Annotated in this window: 21 protein-coding genes; 14 read left to right on the forward strand and 7 right to left on the reverse strand. The window is 69.3% G+C overall.

Annotated features, from left to right (window positions below; all coding sequences use genetic code 11):
- Positions 1–18 precede the first annotated feature (18 nt).
- A complete protein-coding gene (locus tag BHQ18_RS03580) occupies positions 19–447 on the forward strand; it encodes a hypothetical protein (protein ID WP_069412191.1) in 429 nt (142 codons plus the stop codon).
- On the opposite strand, the gene BHQ18_RS03585 is transcribed toward BHQ18_RS03580, so the two are convergent.
- The gene (locus BHQ18_RS03585; RefSeq protein ID WP_069412192.1) at positions 423–1,160 is read right to left on the reverse strand and encodes a TVP38/TMEM64 family protein; all 738 of its coding nucleotides are present in this window, start codon (positions 1,158–1,160) and stop codon (positions 423–425) included. The two genes, BHQ18_RS03580 and BHQ18_RS03585, sit on opposite strands and share 25 nt — an antisense overlap.
- A 99-nt stretch (positions 1,161–1,259) precedes the next feature.
- Between BHQ18_RS03585 and mutA the strand changes: the two genes are divergently transcribed.
- The 4 genes from mutA to lipL are packed head-to-tail and all read left to right on the forward strand — an operon-like array spanning position 1,260 to position 7,656.
- Positions 1,260–3,077 carry a methylmalonyl-CoA mutase small subunit gene (mutA, locus tag BHQ18_RS03590; protein ID WP_069412193.1) on the forward strand — a complete coding sequence of 606 codons (1,818 nt, stop codon included), beginning with the start codon at positions 1,260–1,262 and terminating at the stop codon, positions 3,075–3,077.
- Position 3,078: 1 nt separating this feature from the next.
- Positions 3,079–5,343: a methylmalonyl-CoA mutase gene (gene scpA / locus BHQ18_RS03595; RefSeq protein ID WP_069412194.1), complete on the forward strand. Its 2,265-nt coding sequence runs from the start codon at positions 3,079–3,081 to the stop codon at positions 5,341–5,343.
- On the forward strand, positions 5,344–6,324 hold the full coding sequence (gene meaB / locus BHQ18_RS03600; RefSeq protein ID WP_069412195.1) for a methylmalonyl Co-A mutase-associated GTPase MeaB: 981 nt from the start codon (positions 5,344–5,346) through the stop codon (positions 6,322–6,324).
- A gap of 57 nt (positions 6,325–6,381) precedes the next feature.
- Positions 6,382–7,656, forward strand: a complete 1,275-nt coding sequence (lipL, locus tag BHQ18_RS03605) for an esterase/beta-lactamase LipL (RefSeq protein WP_069412196.1) — start codon at positions 6,382–6,384, stop codon at positions 7,654–7,656.
- 8 nt (positions 7,657–7,664) lie between these two features.
- On the opposite strand, the gene BHQ18_RS03610 is transcribed toward lipL, so the two are convergent.
- Positions 7,665–8,402, reverse strand: coding sequence for a hypothetical protein (locus BHQ18_RS03610; RefSeq protein WP_069412197.1), 738 nt, complete (start codon positions 8,400–8,402; stop codon positions 7,665–7,667).
- A gap of 45 nt (positions 8,403–8,447) precedes the next feature.
- Positions 8,448–8,819, reverse strand: a complete 372-nt coding sequence (locus BHQ18_RS03615; RefSeq protein WP_069412198.1) for a DNA-binding protein — start codon at positions 8,817–8,819, stop codon at positions 8,448–8,450.
- Between the two features lie 256 nt (positions 8,820–9,075).
- Between BHQ18_RS03615 and BHQ18_RS03620 the strand changes: the two genes are divergently transcribed.
- Positions 9,076–9,603: a hypothetical protein gene (locus tag BHQ18_RS03620; RefSeq protein ID WP_234794061.1), complete on the forward strand. Its 528-nt coding sequence runs from the start codon at positions 9,076–9,078 to the stop codon at positions 9,601–9,603.
- A 321-nt stretch (positions 9,604–9,924) separates the two neighbouring features.
- Complete coding sequence (gene ileS / locus BHQ18_RS03625; RefSeq protein ID WP_069412200.1) at positions 9,925–13,041, forward strand: isoleucine--tRNA ligase; 3,117 nt, start codon at positions 9,925–9,927, stop codon at positions 13,039–13,041.
- Here the strand turns inward: ileS and BHQ18_RS03630 are convergent.
- Positions 13,038–13,271 (reverse strand): RNA-binding S4 domain-containing protein, encoded by a 234-nt coding sequence (locus tag BHQ18_RS03630; protein WP_069412201.1) that lies wholly within the window; start codon positions 13,269–13,271, stop codon positions 13,038–13,040. The genes ileS and BHQ18_RS03630 overlap by 4 nt on opposite strands.
- A gap of 33 nt (positions 13,272–13,304) precedes the next feature.
- Here BHQ18_RS03630 and BHQ18_RS03635 point away from each other — a divergent pair, with 33 nt between their 5' ends.
- Positions 13,305–14,672: a DNA polymerase IV gene (locus tag BHQ18_RS03635; RefSeq protein WP_084293863.1), complete on the forward strand. Its 1,368-nt coding sequence runs from the start codon at positions 13,305–13,307 to the stop codon at positions 14,670–14,672.
- Here BHQ18_RS03635 and BHQ18_RS03640 read toward each other — a convergent pair.
- Together BHQ18_RS03640 and BHQ18_RS03645 are read right to left on the reverse strand one after the other, a co-directional pair.
- On the reverse strand, positions 14,654–15,130 hold the full coding sequence (locus BHQ18_RS03640; RefSeq protein WP_069412202.1) for a hypothetical protein: 477 nt from the start codon (positions 15,128–15,130) through the stop codon (positions 14,654–14,656). The genes BHQ18_RS03635 and BHQ18_RS03640 overlap by 19 nt on opposite strands.
- On the reverse strand, positions 15,121–16,053 hold the full coding sequence (locus BHQ18_RS03645; RefSeq protein WP_069412203.1) for an asparaginase: 933 nt from the start codon (positions 16,051–16,053) through the stop codon (positions 15,121–15,123). The genes BHQ18_RS03640 and BHQ18_RS03645 overlap by 10 nt, the downstream gene beginning before the upstream one ends.
- Positions 16,054–16,096: 43 nt before the next feature.
- Here BHQ18_RS03645 and lspA point away from each other — a divergent pair, with 43 nt between their 5' ends.
- From lspA to dnaE, 5 genes are all read left to right on the forward strand, one after another.
- A complete protein-coding gene (gene lspA / locus BHQ18_RS03650; RefSeq protein WP_069412204.1) occupies positions 16,097–16,642 on the forward strand; it encodes a signal peptidase II in 546 nt (181 codons plus the stop codon).
- Positions 16,643–17,569, forward strand: coding sequence for an RluA family pseudouridine synthase (locus BHQ18_RS03655; RefSeq protein ID WP_069412205.1), 927 nt, complete (start codon positions 16,643–16,645; stop codon positions 17,567–17,569).
- Positions 17,566–18,468 (forward strand): EamA family transporter RarD, encoded by a 903-nt coding sequence (gene rarD, locus BHQ18_RS03660; protein WP_069412206.1) that lies wholly within the window; start codon positions 17,566–17,568, stop codon positions 18,466–18,468. Before BHQ18_RS03655 ends, rarD begins: the two co-directional genes overlap by 4 nt.
- Before the next feature lie 31 nt (positions 18,469–18,499).
- Complete coding sequence (locus BHQ18_RS03665) at positions 18,500–19,234, forward strand: TetR/AcrR family transcriptional regulator (RefSeq protein WP_131815648.1); 735 nt, start codon at positions 18,500–18,502, stop codon at positions 19,232–19,234.
- Between the two features lie 71 nt (positions 19,235–19,305).
- Positions 19,306–22,851, forward strand: coding sequence for a DNA polymerase III subunit alpha (gene dnaE, locus BHQ18_RS03670; protein ID WP_069412208.1), 3,546 nt, complete (start codon positions 19,306–19,308; stop codon positions 22,849–22,851).
- On the opposite strand, the gene BHQ18_RS03675 is transcribed toward dnaE, so the two are convergent.
- A complete protein-coding gene (locus tag BHQ18_RS03675; RefSeq protein ID WP_069412209.1) occupies positions 22,814–23,608 on the reverse strand; it encodes a DUF6498-containing protein in 795 nt (264 codons plus the stop codon). The genes dnaE and BHQ18_RS03675 overlap by 38 nt on opposite strands.
- Before the next feature lie 68 nt (positions 23,609–23,676).
- Between BHQ18_RS03675 and BHQ18_RS03680 the strand changes: the two genes are divergently transcribed.
- Positions 23,677–24,078: an SRPBCC family protein gene (locus BHQ18_RS03680; protein WP_069412210.1), complete on the forward strand. Its 402-nt coding sequence runs from the start codon at positions 23,677–23,679 to the stop codon at positions 24,076–24,078.
- Positions 24,079–24,099 lie beyond the last annotated feature (21 nt).

Here is a 24,099-nt window from a genome sequence, read left to right on the forward strand (position 1 = left end):
GATGCAGGGGAGGGTGCGATGTCACAAGCGGAAACAGGTCCGGCGGGGGCCGGGGAATCGCCCGCGCAGACCGAGACCAGCGAAGTTCCGACCACCACCCGCGGCCGGTACGCGGTGCCGATCGCGGTGCTGGCCGCGCTGCTCGGGCTCTACGAACTGATCGCAGGGTTCGCGCTGACCGGTGCGGTGGCGACCATGGACGGGGCCTCGGCGGCGTGGTGGGTGACCGGACCGCTGCATCTGGTGCTCGGCGGGCTGCTGATCTACGGCAGCGTCGCAACGGTACGCAACCGCCCCAACGGCATCCTGGTGCCGGTCGCGGCGGTCGCCGTGATCGCGATCCTGGTGTCGGCGGTCATGAAGATCGCCGACGGTGTGGTGCCGCTGGAGCTCGTCGTGGTGCTGCTCTACGCGGCGCTGGCCTACCTGGTCAGACGCGCCGGCTGATCCGGCACGGCGTCGGCGGCCGGGCGACGGCGGTGGCGGTAGACCTCGTAGGTCAGCCCCGCCACGCCGACGCTCGCCGTGCACAGCGACACCAGCACCAGCAGCGGGCTGACGTTGCCGGTCAGCGCGTCGCCGAGGATGACCACCGCGGCCGTGCCCGGCAGCAGCCCGGCCAGCGTGGCCAGCGTGTACGGCAGCACCCGCACTGACGACGCCCCGGCGGCGTAGTTGAGCACCGAGAACGGGACCGCCGGGATCAGCCGCATCGACACCACCGTCGGCCAGCCGCGGTCGCGCAGCCGCGCGTTGAGCGACTCGATCCGCGGATGCGGCAGCAACCGATCCAGGTGCAGGCCGACGGCGCGGACCAGCAACAGCGCCAGCAGCGCGCTGACCGTCGCCGCCGTGACCGCCAGCGGAATCCCGAGCGCGGGACCGAAAAGCAGACCCGCGGCCAGCGTGAACGCGGTACGCGGGAACGGAAACACCGTCACCACGGTGTGGGCCAGCAGGAACGCCAGCGGGAACCACGGACCCACCGACGTGGCCCAGTCCCGCAGCTGCAGCGCCGTCGGCAACGGGATCAGCGAAGCGATTGCGACGAGAATCACAATCGCCGACAACGTGCCGATCAGCCGGACCCGGGACGTCCCCGACGCCGTCGCGACAACTGCGGCTCTGACTGCGCGCAGGGTGTTGACGACGGTGTTCACGCCTACCAAGAGTACGGAACGGCGCCGACAGCCACCCGCCGGCGCGAGCGCGCGTCGCCCGACCGGCCAGCGAGCCTGTGATGGCCATCATTTAGCCTGATGGACGTGCAGAAACCCACTGCGGTCGAGGCCGATCGGGAGCGTTGGCGCTCCGCGGTGGCCGGGGTGCTGGCAAAGAGCACCCGACGCGATCCCGCCGATCTACCCGCCGAACCCGAACGCCTGCTGGATTCGCCGACGTATGACGGCTTCGCCATCCGTCCGCTCTACACGAGCCTGGACGCGCTGCCCGAACCGCCGCTGCCGGGTCGGTGGCCGTTCGTGCGCGGCGGCGACGCGCTGCGCGACGTCAAGACCGGGTGGCGGGTCGTCGAGGCCTACCCGGCGGACGACTCCGGGACCGTCGCCGAGCACAACGGCGCGGTGCTGCTCGGGCTGACCGAGGGGGTCAGCGCAGTGGCGGTCCGGGTCGGATCACCGTCGGGGGTGGCGGCCGCCGAACTGGACCGCTTCTTCGACGGGGTGTTCCTCGACCTGGTCCCGGTCGTCTTCGACAGCGCCGGAGCCGAATTCGTCGCCACGGTCGACGCAGTGTTGGCGCTGGTGGACGGTTTCGACGCCGACCAGCGGTCGCGGTTGTCGATCGACTTCGGCGCCGACCCGCTGACGGCCCCGCTCAGCGCGCGGCGGGCACCGGAGGTCTCCGACGTGGTCGCGACGGCGAACCGACTCGCCGGCTTCGACGGTCACGTCCGGTCGGTCACCGTCGACGGTCCCGCGTTCCACAACCGCGGCGCCAGTGCGGCCTGGGAGCTGGCGGGCGTGGTGGCCGCCGGGGTGGACTACCTGCGGTTGCTGGGGGAGGGCGGTCTCGAGGTCGCAGACGCGTTGCGGCAGATCAGTTTCCGCATCGCCGCCGACGACGACCAGTTCATGACGATCGCCAAGGTGCGCGCGGCCCGCCGGCTGTGGGCGCGGGTCGCCGAGGTGGTCGGCGCGCCGGAGGCGGGCGCGGCCACCATCCACGCGGTGACGTCGCTGCCGATGATGACCAAGCGCGATCCGTGGGTGAACATGCTGCGCACCACGGTGGCGGCCTTCGCCGCGGGCGTCGGGGGCGCCGACACCGTGCAGGTGCACCCGTTCGACGTCGCGATCGTCGGCGGCTATCCCGGCACCGCGGCCAGCTTTGCCCGCCGGATGGCCCGCAACACCCAGCTGCTTCTGCTCGAGGAGTCGCACCTGGGCCGGGTGCTCGACCCCGCGGCCGGCTCCTGGCACGTCGAGGACCTCACCAACGAGCTCGCCGAGCTGGCCTGGAAACACTTCCAGGACATCGAGTCCCGCGGCGGCTTCACCCAGGCCAGCGCGCACGTCGCCGAACAGATCGACGAGGTGGCCGCACGCCGCGCCGCCGACATCGCGCACCGGCGCACCTCGCTCACCGGCGTCAACGAGTTCCCCAACCTCGCCGAGACGCCGCTGCCCGCGGGTGAAGCGCTGACGAATGTGGCGCGCTACGCGGCCGGTTTCGAAGAGTTGCGCGACCGCTCCGATGCGTTCCTGGCCGCGACGGGCGCACGGCCGCAAGTGCTGCTGCTGCCGCTCGGTCCGCTCGCCGAGCACAACGTACGCACCACGTTCGCGACGAACCTGCTCGCCGCCGGCGGTATCGAGGCGGTCACCGAGGCGTCCGACGGCACATCGATCGCGGTGATCTGCGGGACCGACAAGCGCTACGGCGAAGAAGCGTCGGCCGCCGTCGAATCCGCGCGCGCCGCGGGTATCTCCCACGTCCTGCTGGCCGGTCCGGAAAAGGCCGTCGCCGAAGCGGATTCGAAACCGGACGGCTATCTGACCGCGAAGATCGACGCGGTCGCCACACTGTCCGACCTGCTCACCAGATTGGGGGCCTGAGGTGACCATCGACAATGTCGCCAGCCGCATCGGCAGCTTCGCCGACGTCCCGCTCAGCGGTGACACCGCTGTCGAGGCGCCCACCGAGGCCGCGGTCGCCGCCCACGTCGAGGCCGCGGCGGTCGCGCACGGTTACACCGCCGAGCAGGTCGACTGGGTGACGCCGGAGGGCATCGACGTCAAACCGGTCTACATCGGCGCCGACCGCGACGCCGCGGTCGAAGCCGGGTACCCGCTGGACAGTTTCCCCGGCGAGCCGCCGTTCGTGCGCGGTCCGTATCCCACGATGTACGTCAACCAGCCGTGGACCATCCGGCAGTACGCGGGATTCTCCACCGCCGCTGAGTCCAACGCCTTCTACCGCCGCAACCTGGCCGCCGGGCAGAAGGGCCTGTCGGTCGCGTTCGACCTGGCCACCCACCGCGGCTACGACTCCGACCATCCCCGAGTTCAGGGGGACGTCGGAATGGCCGGTGTGGCAATCGATTCCATCCTCGACATGCGGCAGCTGTTCGACGGTATCGACCTGTCGTCGGTGTCGGTGTCGATGACCATGAACGGCGCGGTGCTGCCGATCCTGGCGCTCTACGTCGTGGCGGCCGAGGAGCAGGGGGTGCCGCCGGAGAAACTGGCGGGCACCATCCAGAACGACATCCTCAAAGAGTTCATGGTCCGCAACACCTACATCTACCCGCCCAAGGCGTCGATGCGGATCATCTCCGACATCTTCGGCTACACCAGCACCAAGATGCCGAAGTTCAACTCGATCTCGATCTCCGGCTACCACATCCAAGAGGCCGGTGCGACAGCCGATCTCGAGCTGGCCTACACGCTGGCCGACGGTGTGGAGTACATCAAGGCCGGGCTGGACGCCGGGCTCGACGTGGACAAGTTCGCACCGCGGTTGTCGTTCTTCTGGGGCATCGGCATGAACTTCTTCATGGAGGTCGCCAAGCTGCGCGCGGGCCGGCTGCTGTGGAGTGAGCTGGTCGCCGAGTTCAACCCCAAGAGCTCCAAATCGCTGTCGCTGCGCACACATTCGCAGACCTCCGGCTGGTCGTTGACCGCCCAGGACCCGTTCAACAACGTCGCCCGCACCTGCATCGAGGCGATGGCGGCCACGCAGGGACACACCCAGTCGCTGCACACCAACGCGCTCGACGAGGCTCTGGCGCTGCCGACCGACTTCTCGGCCCGCATCGCCCGCAACACCCAGCTGGTGCTGCAGCAGGAGTCGGGCACCACCCGGCCGATCGACCCGTGGGGCGGCTCGTACTACGTCGAGTGGCTGACCCACCAGCTGGCCACCGCGGCGCGCATGCACATCGGTGAGGTCGTCGCGCACGGCGGGATGGCGCAGGCGATCTCCGACGGCATCCCGAAACTGCGCATCGAGGAGGCCGCCGCGCGCACCCAGGCGCGCATCGACTCCGGTCAGCAGCCGGTGATCGGCGTCAACAAGTACCAGGTCGACGAGGACCACGAGATCGAGGTGCTCAAGGTCGAGAACAGCCGGGTGCGTGCCGAGCAGCTGGCCAAGCTCGAGCAGCTGCGCGCGAACCGCGATCAGGCCGCCGTCGACGCGGCGCTGGCCGAGCTGAGCCGCGCCGCAGACGCCCGCGAACCCGCCGGCAAGGACGGCCTCGGCAACAACCTGCTGGCCCTGGCCATCAACGCCGCCCGCGCCAAGGCCACCGTCGGCGAGATCTCCGATGCGCTCGAGAAGGTGTACGGGCGTCACGTCGCCGAGATCCGTACCATCGCCGGCGTCTACCGCGATGAGATGGGGGGTGCCGGGATCAGCAACATCACGCAGGCCACCGACCTCGTGCAGAAGTTCGCCGAGGCCGACGGCCGCCAGCCCCGCATCCTGATCGCCAAGATGGGCCAGGACGGTCACGACCGCGGCCAGAAGGTGATCGCCACCGCGTTCGCCGACATCGGTTTCGACGTCGACGTCGGCTCGCTGTTCTCCACCCCGGACGAGGTGGCACGCCAAGCCGCCGACAACGACGTGCACGTGGTCGGGGTGTCGTCGCTGGCCGCCGGCCACCTGACGCTGGTGCCCGCGCTGCGTGAGGCGCTCGCCGAGGTCGGCCGGCCCGACATCATGATCGTGGTCGGCGGCGTGATCCCGCCCGGCGACTTCGACGAGCTGTACGCTGCGGGCGCGACGGCGATCTTCCCGCCCGGCACGGTGATCGCCGAGGCCGCCGTCGGTCTGCTGCGCAAGCTGGCCGAACGACTGGGCTACCGCCTCGACTAGATGGCCGACCGGACCGCCGACCTCGCGGCTGCCCTGAGAAACGGTGACCGCGCCGCCCTGGCGAGGGCCATCACGCTGGTGGAGTCGACCCGCGCCGATCACCGGCGCCAGGCGCAGGAACTGCTGCTGGAGTTGACCTCCGAGGCGGGCAAGGCGCTGCACATCGGCATCACCGGGGTGCCCGGGGTCGGTAAGTCGACGTCGATCGAGGCGCTCGGCATGTACCTCATCGAGCAGGGGCACCGGGTGGCGGTGCTGGCCGTCGACCCGTCCTCCACCCGCACCAAGGGGTCGATCCTCGGTGACAAGACCCGGATGGCCCGGCTGGCGGTGCACCCGGACGCCTACATCCGGCCCTCACCGACGTCGGGCACGCTCGGCGGGGTCGCCAAGGCCACCCGCGAGACGATTCTGCTGCTCGAAGCCGGCGGTTTCGACGTGATCCTGGTCGAGACCGTCGGGGTCGGGCAGTCCGAAGTGACGGTCTCGAACATGGTCGACACGTTCGTGTTCCTCACCCTGGCCCGCACCGGGGACCAGCTGCAGGGCATCAAGAAGGGTGTGCTCGAACTCGCCGACATCGTCGTGGTCAACAAGGCTGACGGCGAGTACGCGATGGAGGCCAAGCGCGCCGCCCGCGAACTCGCCGGCGCCATCCGTCTCATCTACCCGCGCGAAACGCTGTGGCGCCCACCGGTTCTGACGATGAGCGCGCTGGAGGGCGTCGGCCTCGAAGAGCTGTGGGCAACCGTGCTCAGGCACCGTGACGTGCTCACCGAGGCGGGCGAGTTCGAGTCCAGGCGCCGGGCCCAGCAGGTCGAGTGGATGTGGTCGATGGTGCGGGACACGGTCATCGACCGCGTCGTGTCCAACCCGGATGTGAAGGCGATCCGCGCCGACATCGAGCGTCAGGTCCGCGACGGGGAGCTGACTCCCGCGCTTGCTGCCGAACGCCTGCTCGATGCGGCTGAGCTGCGTTGACCTAACAAATTGGTAACTGCCGGATTCTTTGCCGGGCCGACGGGTAAATTCAATATTGTGACGGGTGTCAAATCCGGGGAGCGCAGCGCGGCGCTCCCTCGAGGTGTCCAGGGCGCGGCCGACACGAACTTCGCGTGCGCCCTGCGTGGGTTCTCGCGACTGTTTCCCGGGCGCCGGTACGGCGGCGGAGCACTGTCCATCTATCTGCACGGCGAGCCCGTCGTCGACGTCTGGACCGGTTACCGCGACCGGCGCGGCGCCGAGCACTGGACCGCCGACACCGGAGCCATGGTGTTCTCGGTGACCAAGGGCATGGCCTCGACGGTCATCCACCGACTCGCCGACCGCGGCCTGCTCGACTATGACGCGCCCGTCGCCGAATACTGGCCCGAGTTCGGCGCCAACGGCAAGGCCCGGATCACGGTGCGCGACATGATGCAGCACCGCGCGGGGCTGTCACACCTGAACGGGTGCACCAGAGAAGAACTGCTCGATCACCGCGTCATGGAGGAGCGGGTCGCGCGGGCGTCGGTCAACAAGCTGCTGCACGGTCACCAGGCCTACCACGCGCTGACCTACGGATGGCTGATGTCCGGCCTTGGCCGGGCGATCACCGGCAAGGGGATGCGCGACCTGATCCGCGAGGAACTCGCCGAACCGCTCGGCACCGACGGTCTGCATCTGGGCAGGCCGCCGGTCGAGTCGCCGACCCGGGCCGCACAGATCCTCGCCCCGCAGGGCACCCTGACCAACCCGGTCTTCAACTTGGTCGCACCGCGGGTGGCCGCGCTCGGCGTGTCGGGCATGTTCGGTTCGATGTACTTCCCGGGCATGAAGGCCGTCGTGCAGGGCGACACCCCGTTCCTGGACGCGGAGATCCCGGCGGCCAACGGCGTCGCCACCGCGCGCAGCCTGGCCCGGATGTACGGGGCGATCGCCAACGGCGGCAGCATCGAGGGCCGGCGCTTTCTGTCCGAGGAGCGGGTGGCGCAGCTGACCGGAACCCCGAGTTACTGGCCGGACCGCAACATCTTCGTGCCGCTGAGCTTCCACCTCGGATACCACTCGCTGCCGGTGCCGCCGGGGCTGATGCCGGGCTTCGGGCACGCCGGGCTGGCCGGATCGGTCGGCTGGGCGGACCCGTCGAGCGGGTTGGCGTTCGGCTTCGTGCACAACCGGTTGCTGACGCGGATGGTGCTCGACCAGGCGTCCTTCGCCGGGCTCGGCGTGCTGATCCGCCGCGACGCGGCGCGCGCCCGCAAACGCGGATACCATTGCGTGCCCGATCTGGGCGCGCCGTTCACCACGGTGCCGCGGCCCGCCGCGGGGTAGCGCTTCTGTCAGTTGGGGGCGCTGCTGAACCAGCGCGTCTTCTGGCGCCACGACTCCGCGGACGTCAGCGCGAACCCGGCGCCGCACATACAGGCGAACACCCACACCAGGGTGGTGCCGGCGTCGAGTTGCTGAAGCGCCGGGATGTAGGCGGTCAACAGGCGCACGACGCAGGCCGCGATGCCGGCCGCCGATGAGATCAGATAGACGTTGGCGATCTTGCGTGACCGCGGATCCCTACGCAGCACCAGCAGCGCGCGACTGCCGTAGCCCAGCAGGTAGATCAGGATCCCGCACAGGATCAGCCAGTACGTGTTCAACCAGAAATCCGTTGGCACCTGGAAGAAGTCGGCCTTGTAGATGCGGGCGCCGTTGCCGAGGGAGAATGTCACCAGCAGCAGCGGGATGCACAGGGTGGCCGGGAGTTCGACGTACTTCTTGAACGACCGCTGCAGCAAGTGGTCGTCCTGCAGCCGGCCCAGCGCGTTGTAGACGACGGCCGAGGCCGCCACGATGTAGCAGTCGTGGCCGATGAAGTCCTCGAGGTTCCATTTGCCGGTCAGCGCGTGCAGCGCGACACCCAGCGTCTCCGACGCCCACGGCGACATCAGCAGCACCGCCATACCCTGCAAAGCGATGTTGAGGGTGGCGGCCACTTCCCAGCGGGACGACCAGGTGACCCGGCGGATCCACAGGCTCCAGGCGATACAGCAAAGCGTGATCGCGATCAGTGTCGCCAGTGCCATGGAAAACGCCTTCAAGCCGCCGAGGTACTCAGCAAAGTGTACGGCTTAAAGCGGCGGTGCGTCACTCCGCGGCCGTAGTTCGGAGAGTCGAGGTGCACGGGTGCGCGTCCTCGCCGCCGACTTCAACGCGGTCTGGCCGGCGCCCTCGCTGACCTGCAGCGATTCCGCATAGCTCAGCACTTCCTGACGTGTCATCAGGCCGAACCGGATCTGCAGATCGGGATAACTGAGGCCGAACCTGTCCGAGACGCGACGCAGTTCTTCGGCATCGGGATAGTCGGCTTCCTTGATGCGCCGGTAATAGGTACTGCTCGAGGTACCCAGCGCGTCGTAGATGTCCTTGGCTTCGATGTCCCCGTCCAGGAGGTAATCGAGCAGGGCTTTGAGCTGTCTGCCGTTCTCATCGGTACGTGGCACTCACATACTGTAGACCACCTTCCCGCCTTTGGGCGAGGCGGTCCGCAAACCGGATGAGGTTGCCTTTATTGACACGGCCGTCACAGTTTTGGGAGGTGTCTCCCAATTTTGGGACACGTCCGCTATCTTTAGTCGCATGGTTGCCCCTTACATGGTTCCGTCGGTATCTGAGGTGATTCACCGCCCCGGCGATTTAGCTCTAGCAACGATCCGCATCACGGATCACGACGTCGCGGAGACCGGACGGTCCGCGACGATGTCCAAGCGTTCGACTCCGGCCCGCGATGAGCTGACGGCCGAACTCGACGGCGCCACCGAGTGGCTCGGTCTGCCCGCCGACGAGATCCTGCTCGCCGCGCTGACCAGGACCATCGCCCGCACCCTCGGCGAGGGTCTGGTGCGGGTCGACATCGCCAGCGAGCGGGGCAGCCTGCTCGACGCGGTGCCGATGGTGTGTGCGTCGGCCGCGCAGGCCACCGCGACGGAGGTGCTCGCCTCGGTGCACCGCACCCTGGCCGGGGCCTCCGAGCACGTCGCCGCCGCCACCTCCGAGGTGTACTTCAACTACATCGGCGAGGTACCCGCCGCGACCGAACCGGTGCAGGACACCCCGCCCGGGCTCGGCCACGCTCTCGAAGTGCGGGTCTACCGCGCCGACGGCGACGTGCACGTCGACTGGTGGTACGACACCAGCCGGTTCGAGGCGTACACGGTCGAGGAACTCACCGAGCAGTTTCCGCTGGCGCTGTACGAGATGACCTCGGACGCGCTGCCGCCGAACTGATTTCCCGTCTCGCGGACTGGATCGGCGTTCGCCCTCGCGCGGAGCCGGTCCAGTCCGTTTTCGTTTCCCCGCCGACGCGTCGTTAGAATCGTCGGCAACGGCACCGATCCGGCTATCACCGGGGAGCCTTCGGAAGAACAGCTCGACACGCTCAGTAGACCCGAACGGGTGGGCCCGTCATCGCCCGAATCGAGCGGCGCACAACGGTGCCCACCGGGGTGCGCAAGCGGGGTGGTACCGCGGCGCCCGCGCACCAGCGCGACGTCGTCCCCGTGCCTTGACGAACTGAGGCCCCCGAGGCCGACATGAGGCACAGGAGCTATGACCGCCTACCCGAAGCCGGCTGCCGGAGCCCCGAAATTCCCGGCGTTGGAAGCCGACGTCCTGGCCTACTGGGACAGCGACGACACGTTCCGCGCCAGCATCGCCAACCGCGACGACGCGCCCGAGTACGTCTTCTACGACGGTCCGCCGTTCGCCAACGGTCTGCCGCACTACGGCCACCTGCTCACCGGCTACGTCAAGGACATCGTGCCGCGGTACCGCACCATGCGCGGCTACAAGGTCGAGCGCCGGTTCGGCTGGGACACCCACGGACTGCCCGCCGAACTCGAGGTGCAGCGCCAGCTCGGCATCACCGACAAGGCGCAGATCGAGGAGATGGGCATCGAGAAGTTCAACGATGCGTGCCGCGCGTCGGTGCTCAAGTACACCAACGAGTGGCGCGACTACGTGACCCGCCAGGCCCGCTGGGTGGATTTCGACAACGACTACAAGACGCTCGAGCCCGAGTTCATGGAGTCGGTGATCTGGGCGTTCAAGCAGTTGTGGGACAAGGGTCTGGCGTACGAGGGCAACCGGGTCCTGCCGTACTGCTGGAACGACGAGACCCCGCTGTCGAGCCACGAACTGCGGATGGACGACGACGTCTACCAGAGCCGCCAGGACCCGGCGATCACCGTCGGCTTCCAGGTCGCCGAGGGGGACCTGGCCGGCGCGTACCTGCTCATCTGGACGACGACGCCGTGGACGCTGCCGTCGAACCAGGCCGTCGCGGTGCACCCCGACGTGACCTACGTGCAGGTGGCAGGCAGCGACGGGCGCCGCTATCTGCTGGCCGAGGCCCGGGTCGGCGCGTACGCGCGCGAACTCGGGGAAGAGCCCGAGGTGCTGGGCACCTACTCCGGTCGCGATCTGCTCGACACCCGCTATCTGCCGCCCTTCGCGTACTTCTCGGATGCGCCGCACTCGTTCCGTGTGCTGCCCGCCGACTTCGTCAGCACCGAGGACGGCACCGGGATCGTGCACATGTCGCCGGCCTACGGCGAGGACGACATGCTCACAGCGCAGGCCGCGGGCATCGAGGCCGTCACACCCGTGGACCCGCGGGGCCGGTTCGACCAGACCGTCGCGGACTACGCGGGCCAGCACGTGTTCGACGCGAACCCGCAGATCATCCGTGACCTGAAGAACCAGACCGGCCCGGCGGCCGCCAACGGCGCGGTGCTGCTGCGGCATGAGACCTACGAGCACTCCTATCCGCACTGCTGGCGGTGCCGCAACCCGCTGATCTACCGCGCGGTGTCGTCGTGGTTCATCAAGGTCACCGAGTTCCGCGACCGGATGGTCGAGCTCAACCAGGAGATCACCTGGTACCCCGAACACGTCAAGGACGGCCAGTTCGGCAATTGGCTGTCGGGCGCCAGAGACTGGTCGATCTCGCGGAACCGCTACTGGGGCAGCCCGATCCCTGTGTGGAAGTCCGACGATCCGGCGTACCCGCGCATCGACGTGTACGGCAGCCTCGACGAACTCGAGCGCGACTTCGGGGTGCGGCCCACCGATCTGCACCGGCCCTACATCGACGAGCTCACCCGCCCCAACCCCGACGACCCGACCGGCCGGTCGACGATGCGCCGCATCGAGGACGTGTTCGACGTGTGGTTCGACTCGGGCTCGATGCCGTACGCGCAGGTGCACTACCCGTTCGAGAACCAGGACTGGTTCGACTCGCACTTCCCGGGCGACTTCATCGTCGAGTACATCGGCCAGACCCGCGGATGGTTCTACACGCTGCACATCCTGGCCACCGCGCTGTTCGACCGGCCTGCGTTCAAAACCTGTGTGGCGCACGGCATCGTGCTGGGCAACGACGGCCAGAAGATGAGCAAGTCGCTGCGCAACTACCCCGACGTGACCGAGGTGTTCGACCGCGACGGCTCTGACGCGATGCGGTGGTTCCTGATGGCCTCGCCGATCCTGCGCGGCGGCAACCTGATCGTCACCGAGCAGGGCATCCGCGAGGGTGTGCGCCAGGTGCTGCTGCCGCTGTGGAACGCGTACTCGTTCCTGGCGCTCTACGCTCCGAAGAAGGGGACCTGGCGCACCGACTCGAAGCATGTGCTCGACCGCTACATCCTGGCCAAGCTCGCCGTGCTGCGCGACGACCTCACCGCCGCGCTGGACGTCTGCGACATCTCCGGGGCGTGCGACCAACTGCGGCAGTTCACCGAGGCGCTGACCAACTGGTATGTGCGACGGTCTCGTTCGCGGTTCTGGGAAGAGGACCCCGACGCCATCGACACCCTGCACACCGTGCTCGAGGTGGTGTGCCGGCTGGCCGCGCCGCTGCTGCCTCTGGTCACCGAACGCATCTGGCGCGACCTGACCGGTGAGCGATCGGTGCACCTGACCGACTGGCCGTCCGAAGGCCTGCTGCCCGCCGATCCTGAACTCGTCCAGACCATGGACCTGGTGCGCGAGGTGGCCTCCTCGGGCTCGTCGCTGCGCAAGGCCAAGAAGCTGCGGGTACGGCTGCCGCTGCCGAAACTGACTGTGGCGGTGGACAACCCGCAGCGGCTGCAGCCGTTCGCCGACCTGATCGCCGACGAGCTCAACGTCAAGGCCGTCGAGCTGACCGACGACATCGACACCTACGGCCGGTTCGAACTGACCGTCAATGCCAGGGTCGCAGGCCCGCGGCTGGGCAAGGACGTGCAGGCCGCGATCAAGGCGGTCAAGGCCGGCGAGGCGGTGGTCAACGCCGACGGCACGCTGAGCGCGGGCCCGGCGGTGCTACGACCCGAGGAGTTCACCTCACGGCTGGTGGCCGCCGATCCGGAGTACACCGCGGCGCTGTCCGACGGCGCCGGACTGGTGGTGCTGGACGGCACGGTCACCGAGGAACTGGAGGCCGAGGGCTGGGCCAAGGACCGGATCCGCGAACTGCAGGATCTGCGCAAGTCCTCGGGTCTGGACGTGTCCGACCGCATCTCGGTGGTGATGGCGGTGCCGTCCGAGCGACAGGCGTGGGCGCAGACGCACAGCGGCCTGATCGCCCGCGAAATCCTGGCCACCAGTTTCGATTTCGGTGACCCGGTCGACGGCAGCGAGATCGGCGACGGAGTGCGGGTGGCGATCGCGAAGGTCGACCGCTAACCGTCGACCACACGGGCGCTGCGCCCGGCGAAGCTCACCACGTCGCCGCTGCGCAGCTGCCTGCCGCGCCGGTGCTCGACCTGGCCGTTGACGTTGACCTGCCCGTCGGCGATCACGGTCTTGGCGTCGGCGCCGGAGTCGATGAGCGCGGCGAGTTTGAGGAACTGGCCCAACCGGATCGCGCCGTCGCGGATCGCGACATCGAACGGTTCGGCACCTGGGTGTGCCATGCCGGTCAGGCTAGCGCCTTAGCATCTGCAGGTGTGGACGGTCGCTGGGTGCTGCACCTCGACATGGACGCGTTCTTCGCGTCCGTCGAGCAGTTGACCCGTCCCACGCTGCGGGGACGCCCGGTGCTGGTCGGCGGGCTCGGCGGGCGCGGTGTGGTCGCCGGCGCCAGCTACGAATCCCGGGTCTACGGCGCACGATCGGCGATGCCGATGCATCAGGCCCGCCGGATGGTCGGCGCGTCGGCGGTGGTGCTGCCGCCGCGCGGTGTGGTGTACGGCGTGGCGAGCCGCCGCGTCTTCGAGACCGTGCGCACGCTGGTGCCGGTGCTCGAACAGCTCTCGTACGACGAGGCTTTCGGTGAGCCCGCCGAGTTGGCCGGCGCGTCGGCGGACGAGGTCGACGAGTTCTGCCGGGTTGTCAAGGCGCGGGTGCTCTCCGAGACCGGCCTGGTCTCGTCCATCGGTGCCGGGTCGGGCAAGCAGCTGGCCAAGATCGCCTCAGGGTTGGCCAAGCCGGACGGCATCCGGGTGGTGCGGCGCGACGAGGAGCGCAGCCTGCTCGACGGTCTTCCGGTGCGGCGGCTGTGGGGCATCGGACCCGTCGCGGGGGAGAAGCTGCACCGGCTCGGCGTGGAGACCATCGGCGCATTCGCCGCACTCACCGAGACCGAGGCCGCCGACATCCTCGGCGGCACCGTCGGCCCGGCGCTGCACCGGCTGGCCCGCGGGATCGACGACCGGCCGGTCGCCGAGAACGCGCCCGCCAAACAGATCAGCGCCGAATCCACGTTCCCCGCCGACCTGACCACACTCGATCAGCTGCGCGAGGCGATGGGCCCGATCGGCGAGCACGCGCACGCGCGGCTGCTCAAGGACGGCCGCGGCGCCCGCACGGTCACGGTCAAGCTGAAGAAATCCGACATGAGCACGCTGACCCGCTCGGCCACGCTGCCGTACGCCACCACCGATGCGGGCACACTGATCGCGACCGCTCGCCGGCTGCTGCTCGACCCCGTCGAGGTCGGCCCGATTCGCCTTCTCGGCGTTGGCTTTTCAGGACTGTCCGAGGTGCAGCAGGAGTCCCTGTTCCCGGATCTGGACCTGATGGCCGCCGACGACGTCGCCCACACCGGCCCGCCGCCCACCGTCACCGACCTCGCCGCGACGCCGCCGGCCTGGCGCATCGGCGACGACGTCCTGCACCCGGACTACGGGCACGGCTGGATCCAGGGCGCCGGCCACGGCGTGATGACCGTGCGCTTCGAGACCCGCGCCAGCGGGCCGGGGCAGGCGCGGACCTTCCCCGACGACACGCCGGGGCTGGACCGGGCCAACCCGGTCGACAGCCTGGACTGGCCCGACTACGTCGCCGAATTGGCGCGTTACCAGAGCACGCCGTAGGTCGCCGAGATGGTGAAGCCGTGCCCGCCGTACGTCTCGCACGTCACGGTGCCCTGGTGTCCCACCGCGCAACTGGCGCCCCAGTTCTCCAACCGGTGACCGGCGGGCAACACGTCGACGCCCGGGCGGGTGAAGGTCGGCGTGTCCGAGTGCCGGTACTCGGCGGGCCCGCCGGTGGTCAGAAACGTCTGGTTGGTTCCGGTCGGGGCGTCGTGAGGAACGCCGTCGCAGCCGATCGGGCCGCCGTTGGGTCCGATGCCGCAGAACATCCCGTCGGGGGTCTGGAAGTACACGTGGTAGTTCGGCGGTGGGCCCGGCCGGTAGTTGCCCTCGGCGACCGGATACTCGTCGATCGGATCGGCCCACGGATCGGCCGACGGGTCGGCCGAGGCTATCGCGCCCGCGGTCAGCGCGAGCGCACCGGCCGCGATCGCCACGGCCACGCGCGTCAACCCCACCGGCGGACCACCTCGGCCACCGGTTGCCCGGCCGCCAGCGCCGCCATCAGCAGCACCCGCGCCTGCGCGGGCCGCAGTGACGGCACCGGCACCGCGCCCGCGGCCACCAGATCGTGGCCCGGCCCGTACGCCGGGGCGACCCGCCCGCCGGGCACCCGCGTCGACACGGCCACCGCCACCCCGGCGTCGCACGCCCGGCGGACCCCGTCGACCACGGCCGCGCCCGCGTTGCCCGCACCCAGCGCCTCCAGCACGATCCCGCGCGCCCCGGCGGCCACACATGCGTCGATCGCCACGGTATCGGCACCCGGATAGGCGGCGACGATGTCGACGCGCGGCGCCTGTGCGGCCGACAATGCCCGGAACTGCGGCCGCCGCTTCGCCGCCCGCGCACTGAACCGACCATCGGACACTGCGCCGACCGCGGATCCGGTGAAGCTCTGCAGGTCGGCGGTGCTGACCTTGCTCATCCCCAGAGGTTGCCACACGACCCCGGCGAACCCGACCAGCACACCCAGGTCCCGCGCCTCGGGGCTGCCCGCCACCGCCACCGCGTCACGCAGGTTGGCGGGCCCGTCGGCGTCGGGCGCGTCGGCGCTGCGCTGAGCCCCGGTCAGCACCACCGGCACACCGCCGTCATACGTCAGGTCGAGCCAGAGCGCGGTCTCCTCCATGGTGTCGGTGCCGTGCGTGACGACGACCCCGTCGGCGCCTTCGGTGACCGCCCGCCAGATCGCCGCGCCGATGCGGTCCCAGTCGGCCGGGGTGAGCGCCGAGCTGTCGACGGCCATCAGGTCGACCGTCGTCAGGCCCGCCAGCCCCGCGGTCAACTCGGCGCCGCTGCGGGTCGGACGTTTGACACCGTCGTCGCCCCCACTGGTGGCGATGGTGCCGCCGGTGGTGATCACGACGAGGCGAGCCATGGTGCGAGATTCTTCCTCATCCGAGCTTTGGAATGATGGATGCGTGACTGACGACCCGGATGCGCCCGAACAGACGATCGAGGCGCCACCCCGCCGCCGACTGCGCCTGCTGCTGATCGTCGCGGCGGTCGTGCTGGTCACCGACATCATCACCAAAGTGCTTGCGGTCAAACTGCTCACGCCCGGCCAGCCGGTGTCGATCATCGGCGACACCGTGACCTGGACGCTGGTGCGCAACTCGGGGGCCGCGTTCTCGATGGCGACCAGCTACACCTGGGTGCTGACGCTGGTCGCCACCGGCGTGGTGTTCGGGATCATCTGGATGGGCCGCCGGCTCGTGTCGCCGTGGTGGGCGGTCGGGCTCGGGATGATCCTGGGCGGGGCGCTGGGCAACCTCGTCGACCGGTTCTTCCGCTCGCCGGGCCCGCTGCAGGGCCATGTCGTGGACTTCCTGTCCATCGGGTGGTGGCCGGTGTTCAACGTCGCGGACCCGTGCGTGGTCGGCGGGGCGATCCTGCTGGTGGTGCTGTCGGTGTTCGGCTACGACTTCGATACCGTCGGACGGCGCCGGCCGGACGAGGACGCGTAGATGACCGATCGGTCGCTACCGGTTCCGGAGGGACTGGCCGGGATGCGGGTCGACGCCGGGCTGGCCCGGCTGCTCGGCCTGTCCCGCACGGCCGCAGCGGCGCTGGCCGAGGACGGCGGCGTCGTGATCGACGGATCACCGGCCGCCAAGGCCGACAAACTCGCCGCGGGCTCATGGCTGGAGGTGCGGCTGCCCGAGGCGCCCGCGCCGGTGGAGAACACCCCGGTCGAGATCGAGGGCATGGCGATCCTGTACTCCGACGACGACATCGTCGCCGTCGACAAGCCGCCGGGCGTCGCCGCGCACGCGACCGTCGGCTGGCACGGCCCCACCGTGCTCGGCGGACTGGCCGCCGCCGGCTTCCGGATCAGCACGTCGGGCATCCACGAACGCCAGGGCATCGTGCACCGTCTCGACGTCGGAACCTCGGGGGTGATGGTGGTCGCGCTGTCCGAACGCGCCTACACCGTGCTCAAACGGGCGTTCAAACAGCGCACCGTCGACAAGCGCTACCACGCGCTGGTACAGGGGCACCCCGACCCGTCCAGCGGCACCATCGACGCGCCGATCGGCCGGCACCGCGGCCACGACTGGAAATTCGCGGTCACCGAGAACGGCAGGCACAGCGTCACCCACTACGACACGCTCGAGGCGCACCGCGCCGCCAGCCTGCTCGACATCGAACTCGAAACCGGCCGCACCCATCAGATCCGGGTGCACTTCGCGGCGCTGCACCACCCGTGCGCCGGTGACCTGACCTACGGCGCCGACCCGACCCTGGCCAAACGCCTTGGGCTGGAACGGCAGTGGCTGCACGCCCGGTCTCTGGGGTTCGCGCATCCGGCCGACGGCCGGCGCGTGGAGATCACCAGCCCGTATCCCGCAGACCTGCAGCACGCCCTGGACGTGCTCCGGCACGAACTGTGAGCGAGGACCGCAGGTCCGGTCTGCTGTTCGGCGTCGGCGCCTACCTGTGCTGGGGTGTCTTCCCGGCCTTCTTCCCGCTGCTCAAACCCGCCGGCGCGGGGGAGATCCTCGCGCACCGCATCGTGTGGGGCTTCCTGCTGCTGGTGGTCGTCGTCGCAGTCGTGCGGCGGCTGGGCGATCTGCGGACGATGAGCGCCCGCACCTGGCTGCTGCTGGCGGCGGCGTCGGCGCTGATCTCGATCAACTGGGGCATCTACGTCTGGGCGGTCAACAACGGTCACGTCGTGGACGCCGCGCTCGGCTACTTCATCAACCCGCTGGTGACCGTCGCGCTGGGCATGCTGGTCTTCCGCGAGAAACTGAACACGGCACAGCGTTTCGCGTTGGCGGTGGCGGTGATCGCGGTCGTGGTGCTGACGGTGAACGCGGGTACCCCGCCGTGGATCGGGCTCGGGTTGGCGGCCTCGTTCGGGCTCTACGGCGCGGTCAAGAAGGTGGTCCCGGTCGACCCGCGGGTCAGCGTCGGGGTCGAGGCCGGGCTGGCCACCCCGTTCGCCGTCGCCTACCTGGTGATGCTGCACCTCACCGGCCACGCCGCGTTCGGCGGGTACGGCGGCGGACACATGTCGCTGATGGTGGTGGCGGGGTTCGTCACCGCGCTGCCGCTGCTGCTGTTCGCCGCGGCCGCCCAGCGGCTTCCGCTGGTGACCATGGGCCTGCTGTTCTACCTGACCCCCGCGATGCAGCTCACCTGGGGAGTGGTCGTCGGGCACGAGCCGATGCCGGCGGCGCGCTGGTTCGTGTTCGGGTTGATCTGGACAGCGCTGCTGGTGTTCAGCGTCGACGCGACCCGGCGCGCGCGGGCCGACCGGGTGAGTTTGCGCGCGGCCGGCGGTTGACCTTGATCTAGCTATGTCCTAGCGTTTGCTCGTGGCCAGCAGGATCGGACCCGCCTCGAGCGGGCGCGGACGGGGGCGCCCCGTGGGTTCGGACTCGACCGAAACGCGGGCCACCATCCTGCAAGCCGCTCGCGCGGTGATCGTCGAACGCGGCTACGAAGCGGCGACCTTCCAGGCCATCGCGCAGCGCGCCGGGTTCAGCCGGCCGACCATGCACTACTACTTCCACACCAAGGAAGAGATCTACGACAGCCTCCAGCGCGAGGCATATTCGGTTGTCTCCGACTGCATCGCCGCGGCCAAGCGCCAGGATACGTTGCTTACGCAATTGGCCACCTTCATTGCTGCGGCGCGTCGGCTCGATCAGTCCGACGGCGCGATCATGCGGTTTCTGGTGATGTCGCGGCTCGAACAGCACCGCCATCCCAAACTGCGCGGCAGCACCACCGCCGCCACCGAGGCGGTCGCGGCGTTCTACGCCTGGATGGTCGACGACGCGATCCGCCGCGGCGAGATCGCCGCCGACGTGGACGCCGACGCGGTGGCCAACATGTTGTTCGCGATGTTCTGGGGCATGGGGCTGTTCAGCGGGTTCGTGCGCGAGGCCGCCGACCTGTCCAGCATTGCCAAGCAACTGAACTTGTTATTGCGCCGAGGATTGCTGCAGCCGGCGCCCGTCGTGGATCTCACGGTGATGGCGGGTCCGGGATACCGGGAAACTCCCGAGCCGGCCGCGGCGGTGGAAGCCGTCGCGTTCGGGGCATGACGGGCGCCGGCGAAGACACGCACCGCGACACGCCGGGACTTGTCGGGCGGCGGCCATAGACTGGCCACCCTATGAGCGGTTCGCCTTCGCAGTCCTTCGTGCACCTGCATAACCACACCGAATACTCGATGCTGGACGGCGCCGCCAAGGTCAAGCCGATGCTCGCCGAGGCGCAGCGGCTCGAGATGCCCGCGATCGGCATGACCGACCACGGAAACATGTTCGGCGCCAGCGAGTTCTACAACGCCGCCACCGAGGCCGGCATCAAACCGATCATCGGTGTCGAGGCCTACATCGCCCCGGCGTCGCGGTTCGACACCAAGCGCATCCAGTGGGGCGATCCCAGCCAGAAGGGCGACGACGTCTCCGGCAGCGGCACCTACACCCACATGACGATGGTGGCCGAGAACGCCACCGGGCTGCGCAACCTGTTCAAGCTGTCGTCGCTGGCGTCGTTCGAGGGGCAGCTCGGCAAGTGGTCCCGCATGGACGCCGAGCTGATCGCCGAGCACGCCGAGGGGATCATCGCCACCACCGGCTGCCCGTCGGGGGAGGTGCAGACCCGGCTGCGGCTCGGACACGACCGCGAGGCACTGGAGGCCGCCGCCAAGTGGCGCGAGATCTTCGGCCCGGAGAACTTCTTCCTCGAGCTGATGGACCACGGCATCGACATCGAGCGCCGGGTCCGCGAAGGGCTGCTCGACATCGGGCAGAAGCTGGGCATCCCGCCGCTGGCCACCAACGACTGCCACTACGTCACCCGCGACGCCTCCCAGAACCATGAGGCGCTGCTGTGCATCCAGACCGGCAAGACGCTCTCGGATCCCAACCGGTTCAAGTTCGACGGCGACGGTTACTACCTCAAATCGGCGGCCGAGATGCGGGCGCTGTGGGACGGGCAGGTGCCCGGGGCCTGTGATTCGACGGTGCTGATCGCCGAGCGGGTCACCTCGTATGCCGACGTGTGGACCCCGCGCGACCGGATGCCGGTCTTCCCTGTCCCCGAGGGCCACACCCAGGAGTCCTGGCTGCGCCACGAGGTCAGTGCGGGCCTGGCCCGCCGGTTCCCCTCGGCCGAGGTGCCGCGGGAGTACGTCGACCGCGCCGACTTCGAGATCAAGGTCATCTGCGAGAAGGGCTACCCGTCCTACTTCCTCATCGTCGCCGACCTGATCAACTACGCCCGCTCGGTCGACATCCGGGTCGGGCCGGGCCGCGGGTCGGCCGCCGGGTCGCTGGTCGCCTACGCGCTGGGCATCACGAACATCGACCCGATTCCATACGGTCTGCTGTTCGAGCGGTTCCTCAACCCCGAGCGGGTGTCGATGCCCGACATCGACATCGACTTCGACGACCGGCGCCGCGGCGAGATGCTGCGGTACGCGGCCAACAAGTGGGGCAGCGACCGGGTCGCCCAGGTCATCACATTCGGCACCATCAAAACCAAGGCGGCGCTGAAGGACTCGGCCCGGGTGCATTACGGGCAGCCGGGGTTCGCGATCGCCGACCGGATCACCAAGGCGCTGCCGCCGCCGATCATGGCCAAGGACATCCCGCTGTCGGGCATCACCGACCCCAACCACGAGCGGTACAAGGAGGCCGCCGAGGTCCGCGGGCTGATCGACACCGACCCCGACGTGCGCACCATCTACGAGACCGCGCGCGGCCTCGAGGGCCTGGTCCGCAACGCCGGTGTGCACGCCTGCGCGGTGATCATGAGCTCCGAGCCGCTGATCGACGCGATCCCGCTGTGGAAGCGGCCGCAGGACGGCGCGATCATCACCGGCTGGGACTATCCGTCGTGCGAGGCCATCGGCCTGCTGAAGATGGACTTCCTGGGGCTGCGCAACCTGACGATCATCGGCGACGCGCTGGAGAACATCAAAGCCAACCGCGGCATCGAACTGGACCTCGAGTCCGTACCCCTCGACGACCAGCCCACCTACGAGCTGCTCGGCCGCGGTGACACGCTCGGCGTGTTCCAGCTCGACGGCGGGCCGATGCGCGACCTGCTGCGGCGCATGCAGCCCACCGGGTTCGAGGACGTCGTCGCGGTGATCGCGCTGTACCGCCCCGGCCCGATGGGCATGAACGCCCACAACGACTACGCCGACCGCAAGAACGGCCGCCAGGCGATCAAACCGATCCACCCGGAACTCGAAGAGCCGCTGCGCGAGATCCTCGCCGAGACCTACGGCCTGATCGTCTACCAAGAGCAGATCATGCGCATCGCCCAGAAGGTCGCCAGCTACTCGCTGGCCCGAGCCGACATTCTGCGCAAGGCGATGGGCAAGAAGAAGCGCGAGGTGCTGGAGAAGGAGTTCGAGGGCTTCTCCGAGGGCATGAAGGCCAACGGCTTCTCGGCCGCGGCGATCAAGGCGCTGTGGGACACGGTGCTGCCGTTCGCCGACTACGCGTTCAACAAGTCACACGCCGCCGGCTACGGGTTGGTGTCGTACTGGACCGCCTACCTGAAGGCCAACTATCCGGCCGAGTACATGGCCGGGCTGCTCACCTCCGTCGGCGACGACAAGGACAAGGCCGCGGTCTATCTGGCCGACTGCCGCCGGCTGGGCATCACGGTGCTGCCGCCCGACGTCAACGAGTCGGCGCTGAACTTCGCCTCGGTCGGCGAGGACATCCGCTACGGGTTGGGCGCGGTCCGCAACGTCGGCGCCAATGTGGTTGCGTCGCTTATCAACACGCGCACCGAGAAGGGGAAGTACATCGACTTCTCCGACTACCTCAACAAGATCGACATCAGCGCCTGCAACAAGAAGGTCACCGAGTCGCTGATCAAGGCCGGGGCATTCGACTCGCTCGGGCATCCGCGCAAGGGCCTGTTCCTGATCCACACCGACGCCGTCGACTCGGTGCTGGGCACCAAGAAGGCCGAGGCGATGGGCCAGTTCGACCTGTTCGGCGGCGCCGATACCGCGACCGACGCGGTGTTCACGATCAAGGTGCCCGACGAGGAGTGGGAGGACAAGCACAAGCTGGCGCTGGAACGCGAGATGCTCGGCCTCTACGTGTCCGGGCACCCGCTCAACGGCATCGCCCACCTGCTGGCCGCTCAGGTCGACACCGCGATCCCGGCGATCCTCGACGGCGATGTGCCCAACGACACGCAGGTGCGGGTCGGCGGGATCCTGGCGTCGGTGAACCGGCGGGTCAACAAGAACGGGTTGCCGTGGGCCTCAGCGCAACTGGAGGATCTCACCGGCGGCATCGAGGTGTTGTTCTTCCCGCAGACCTACTCGACGTTCGGCGCCGAGATCGCCGACGACGCCGTCGTGCTGGTCGGCGCCAAGGTGGCCATCCGCGATGACCGGATCTCGTTGATCGCCAACGACCTTGTGGTGCCGGACTTCTCGAGTGCACAGCTGGACCGGCCGCTGGCGGTGAGCCTGCCGACGCGGCAGTGCACCGTCGACAAGGTGACCGCGCTCAAGCAGGTGCTGGCGCGGCACCCGGGCACCTCGCAGGTGCATCTGCGGCTGATCAGCGGTGAGCGGATCACCACGCTCGAACTCGACGCCGCGCTGCGGGTGACCCCGTCGTCGGCGTTGATGGGTGACCTCAAGGCACTGCTGGGTCCGGGCTGCCTGGGCGGCTGACCGGCTCCTCGTTCCGTCGGCGTCGCTCGGCCTCCTTGGCCCGGTCCTCGGCCCAGAAGTCCTCGAAGCGCCGCCCCGGGTGCGCATTGGGCAGCCGGTTCATCGCGGCGCTGAGCCAGCGCGGCGCGGTGGCCGGGTCGTACTGCGGCAGCGCCGATCCCACGGCGTACAGCGTCTTGAGGGCCACGAAAACCCCGAACAGCGTCGACGGGGCACCGGTGATCGCAACACCCAGCAGGCCGAAGATCAGCGTCAGGTGCACCACGATCACCCGGCCCAGTCCACGGTTGGCGACCTGCTCGATCCGCCAGAACGGCCACCGGCGCAGCGCCATCAGGTCGACGACCAGGTCGGTGGCCAGAAACGCCAGGACCCAGGTGCATCCGAGCGCGACGCTGTGCCACTGGACGCGGGCGATGGCCTCACCGTTGTGGCTGAGCGTGCCGAGGATGACCGCGAGGAAAACCGCGTGGCCCGCGGAGAACGCCAGTGCGACGAGCAGGAACCCTTTGACGAACGAACCCTGCCCGCGCGAGGTGCGGCGGTCGGTGCTCGGTGCCAGATAGCGAAAGTGCCCGCGGCGCGGGTTCATTCGCTGATGGACCAGGATCCGGACCGCGACGAACAGGCAGGCGATGACGTTTTCGGCCCAGTAGACCAGCAGCGTGGTGCCCGCCGACCAGTGCCCGACGAACCAGCCCGCGGCCGGAACCAGGTTGACTCCCAGCAGCGCGAGCACATGCGCGATGCGCGTCACCGGGTCATCGTCGCACGATCTGCTCAGCCGAGAGCCTGGATGTCAGTGCGGTGCGCCAGGATGGCGCAATGGAATCACGACACGTCAGCGTGTGGATCAACGCGGACCCGGACACCGTCTACCGGTTCGCTGCCGACCTGCGAACGTGGCCGTCCTGGGCGGCCGGGCTCGCCGAGGGCGGGCTGCGCCAGACGGCCGACGGGTGGGTGGCCGACTCGCCGATGGGGCAGGTGCGCGTCGAGCCCACGCCGGAAAACGAATTCGGCGTACTCGACCACGTCGTGCAGTTGCCGTCGGGCGAGAAGGTGTACAACCCGATGCGGGTGCAGCCGGGCGACACCGCGGACGCCGCATGCGAGGTGGTGTTCTCGGTGCGGCGCAGGGCGGGGATGTCGGACGCGGACTTCGACGCCGACGCCGCGGCGGTCGCCGACGATCTGGCGACGCTGCGGGGGCTGATCGAGCGCTGAGCCGCCGGCGCGTTACGGTGG

Origin of the sequence: Mycolicibacterium flavescens (assembly GCF_001722335.1) — a bacterium.
GTDB classification, from domain to species: domain Bacteria; phylum Actinomycetota; class Actinomycetes; order Mycobacteriales; family Mycobacteriaceae; genus Mycobacterium; species Mycobacterium flavescens.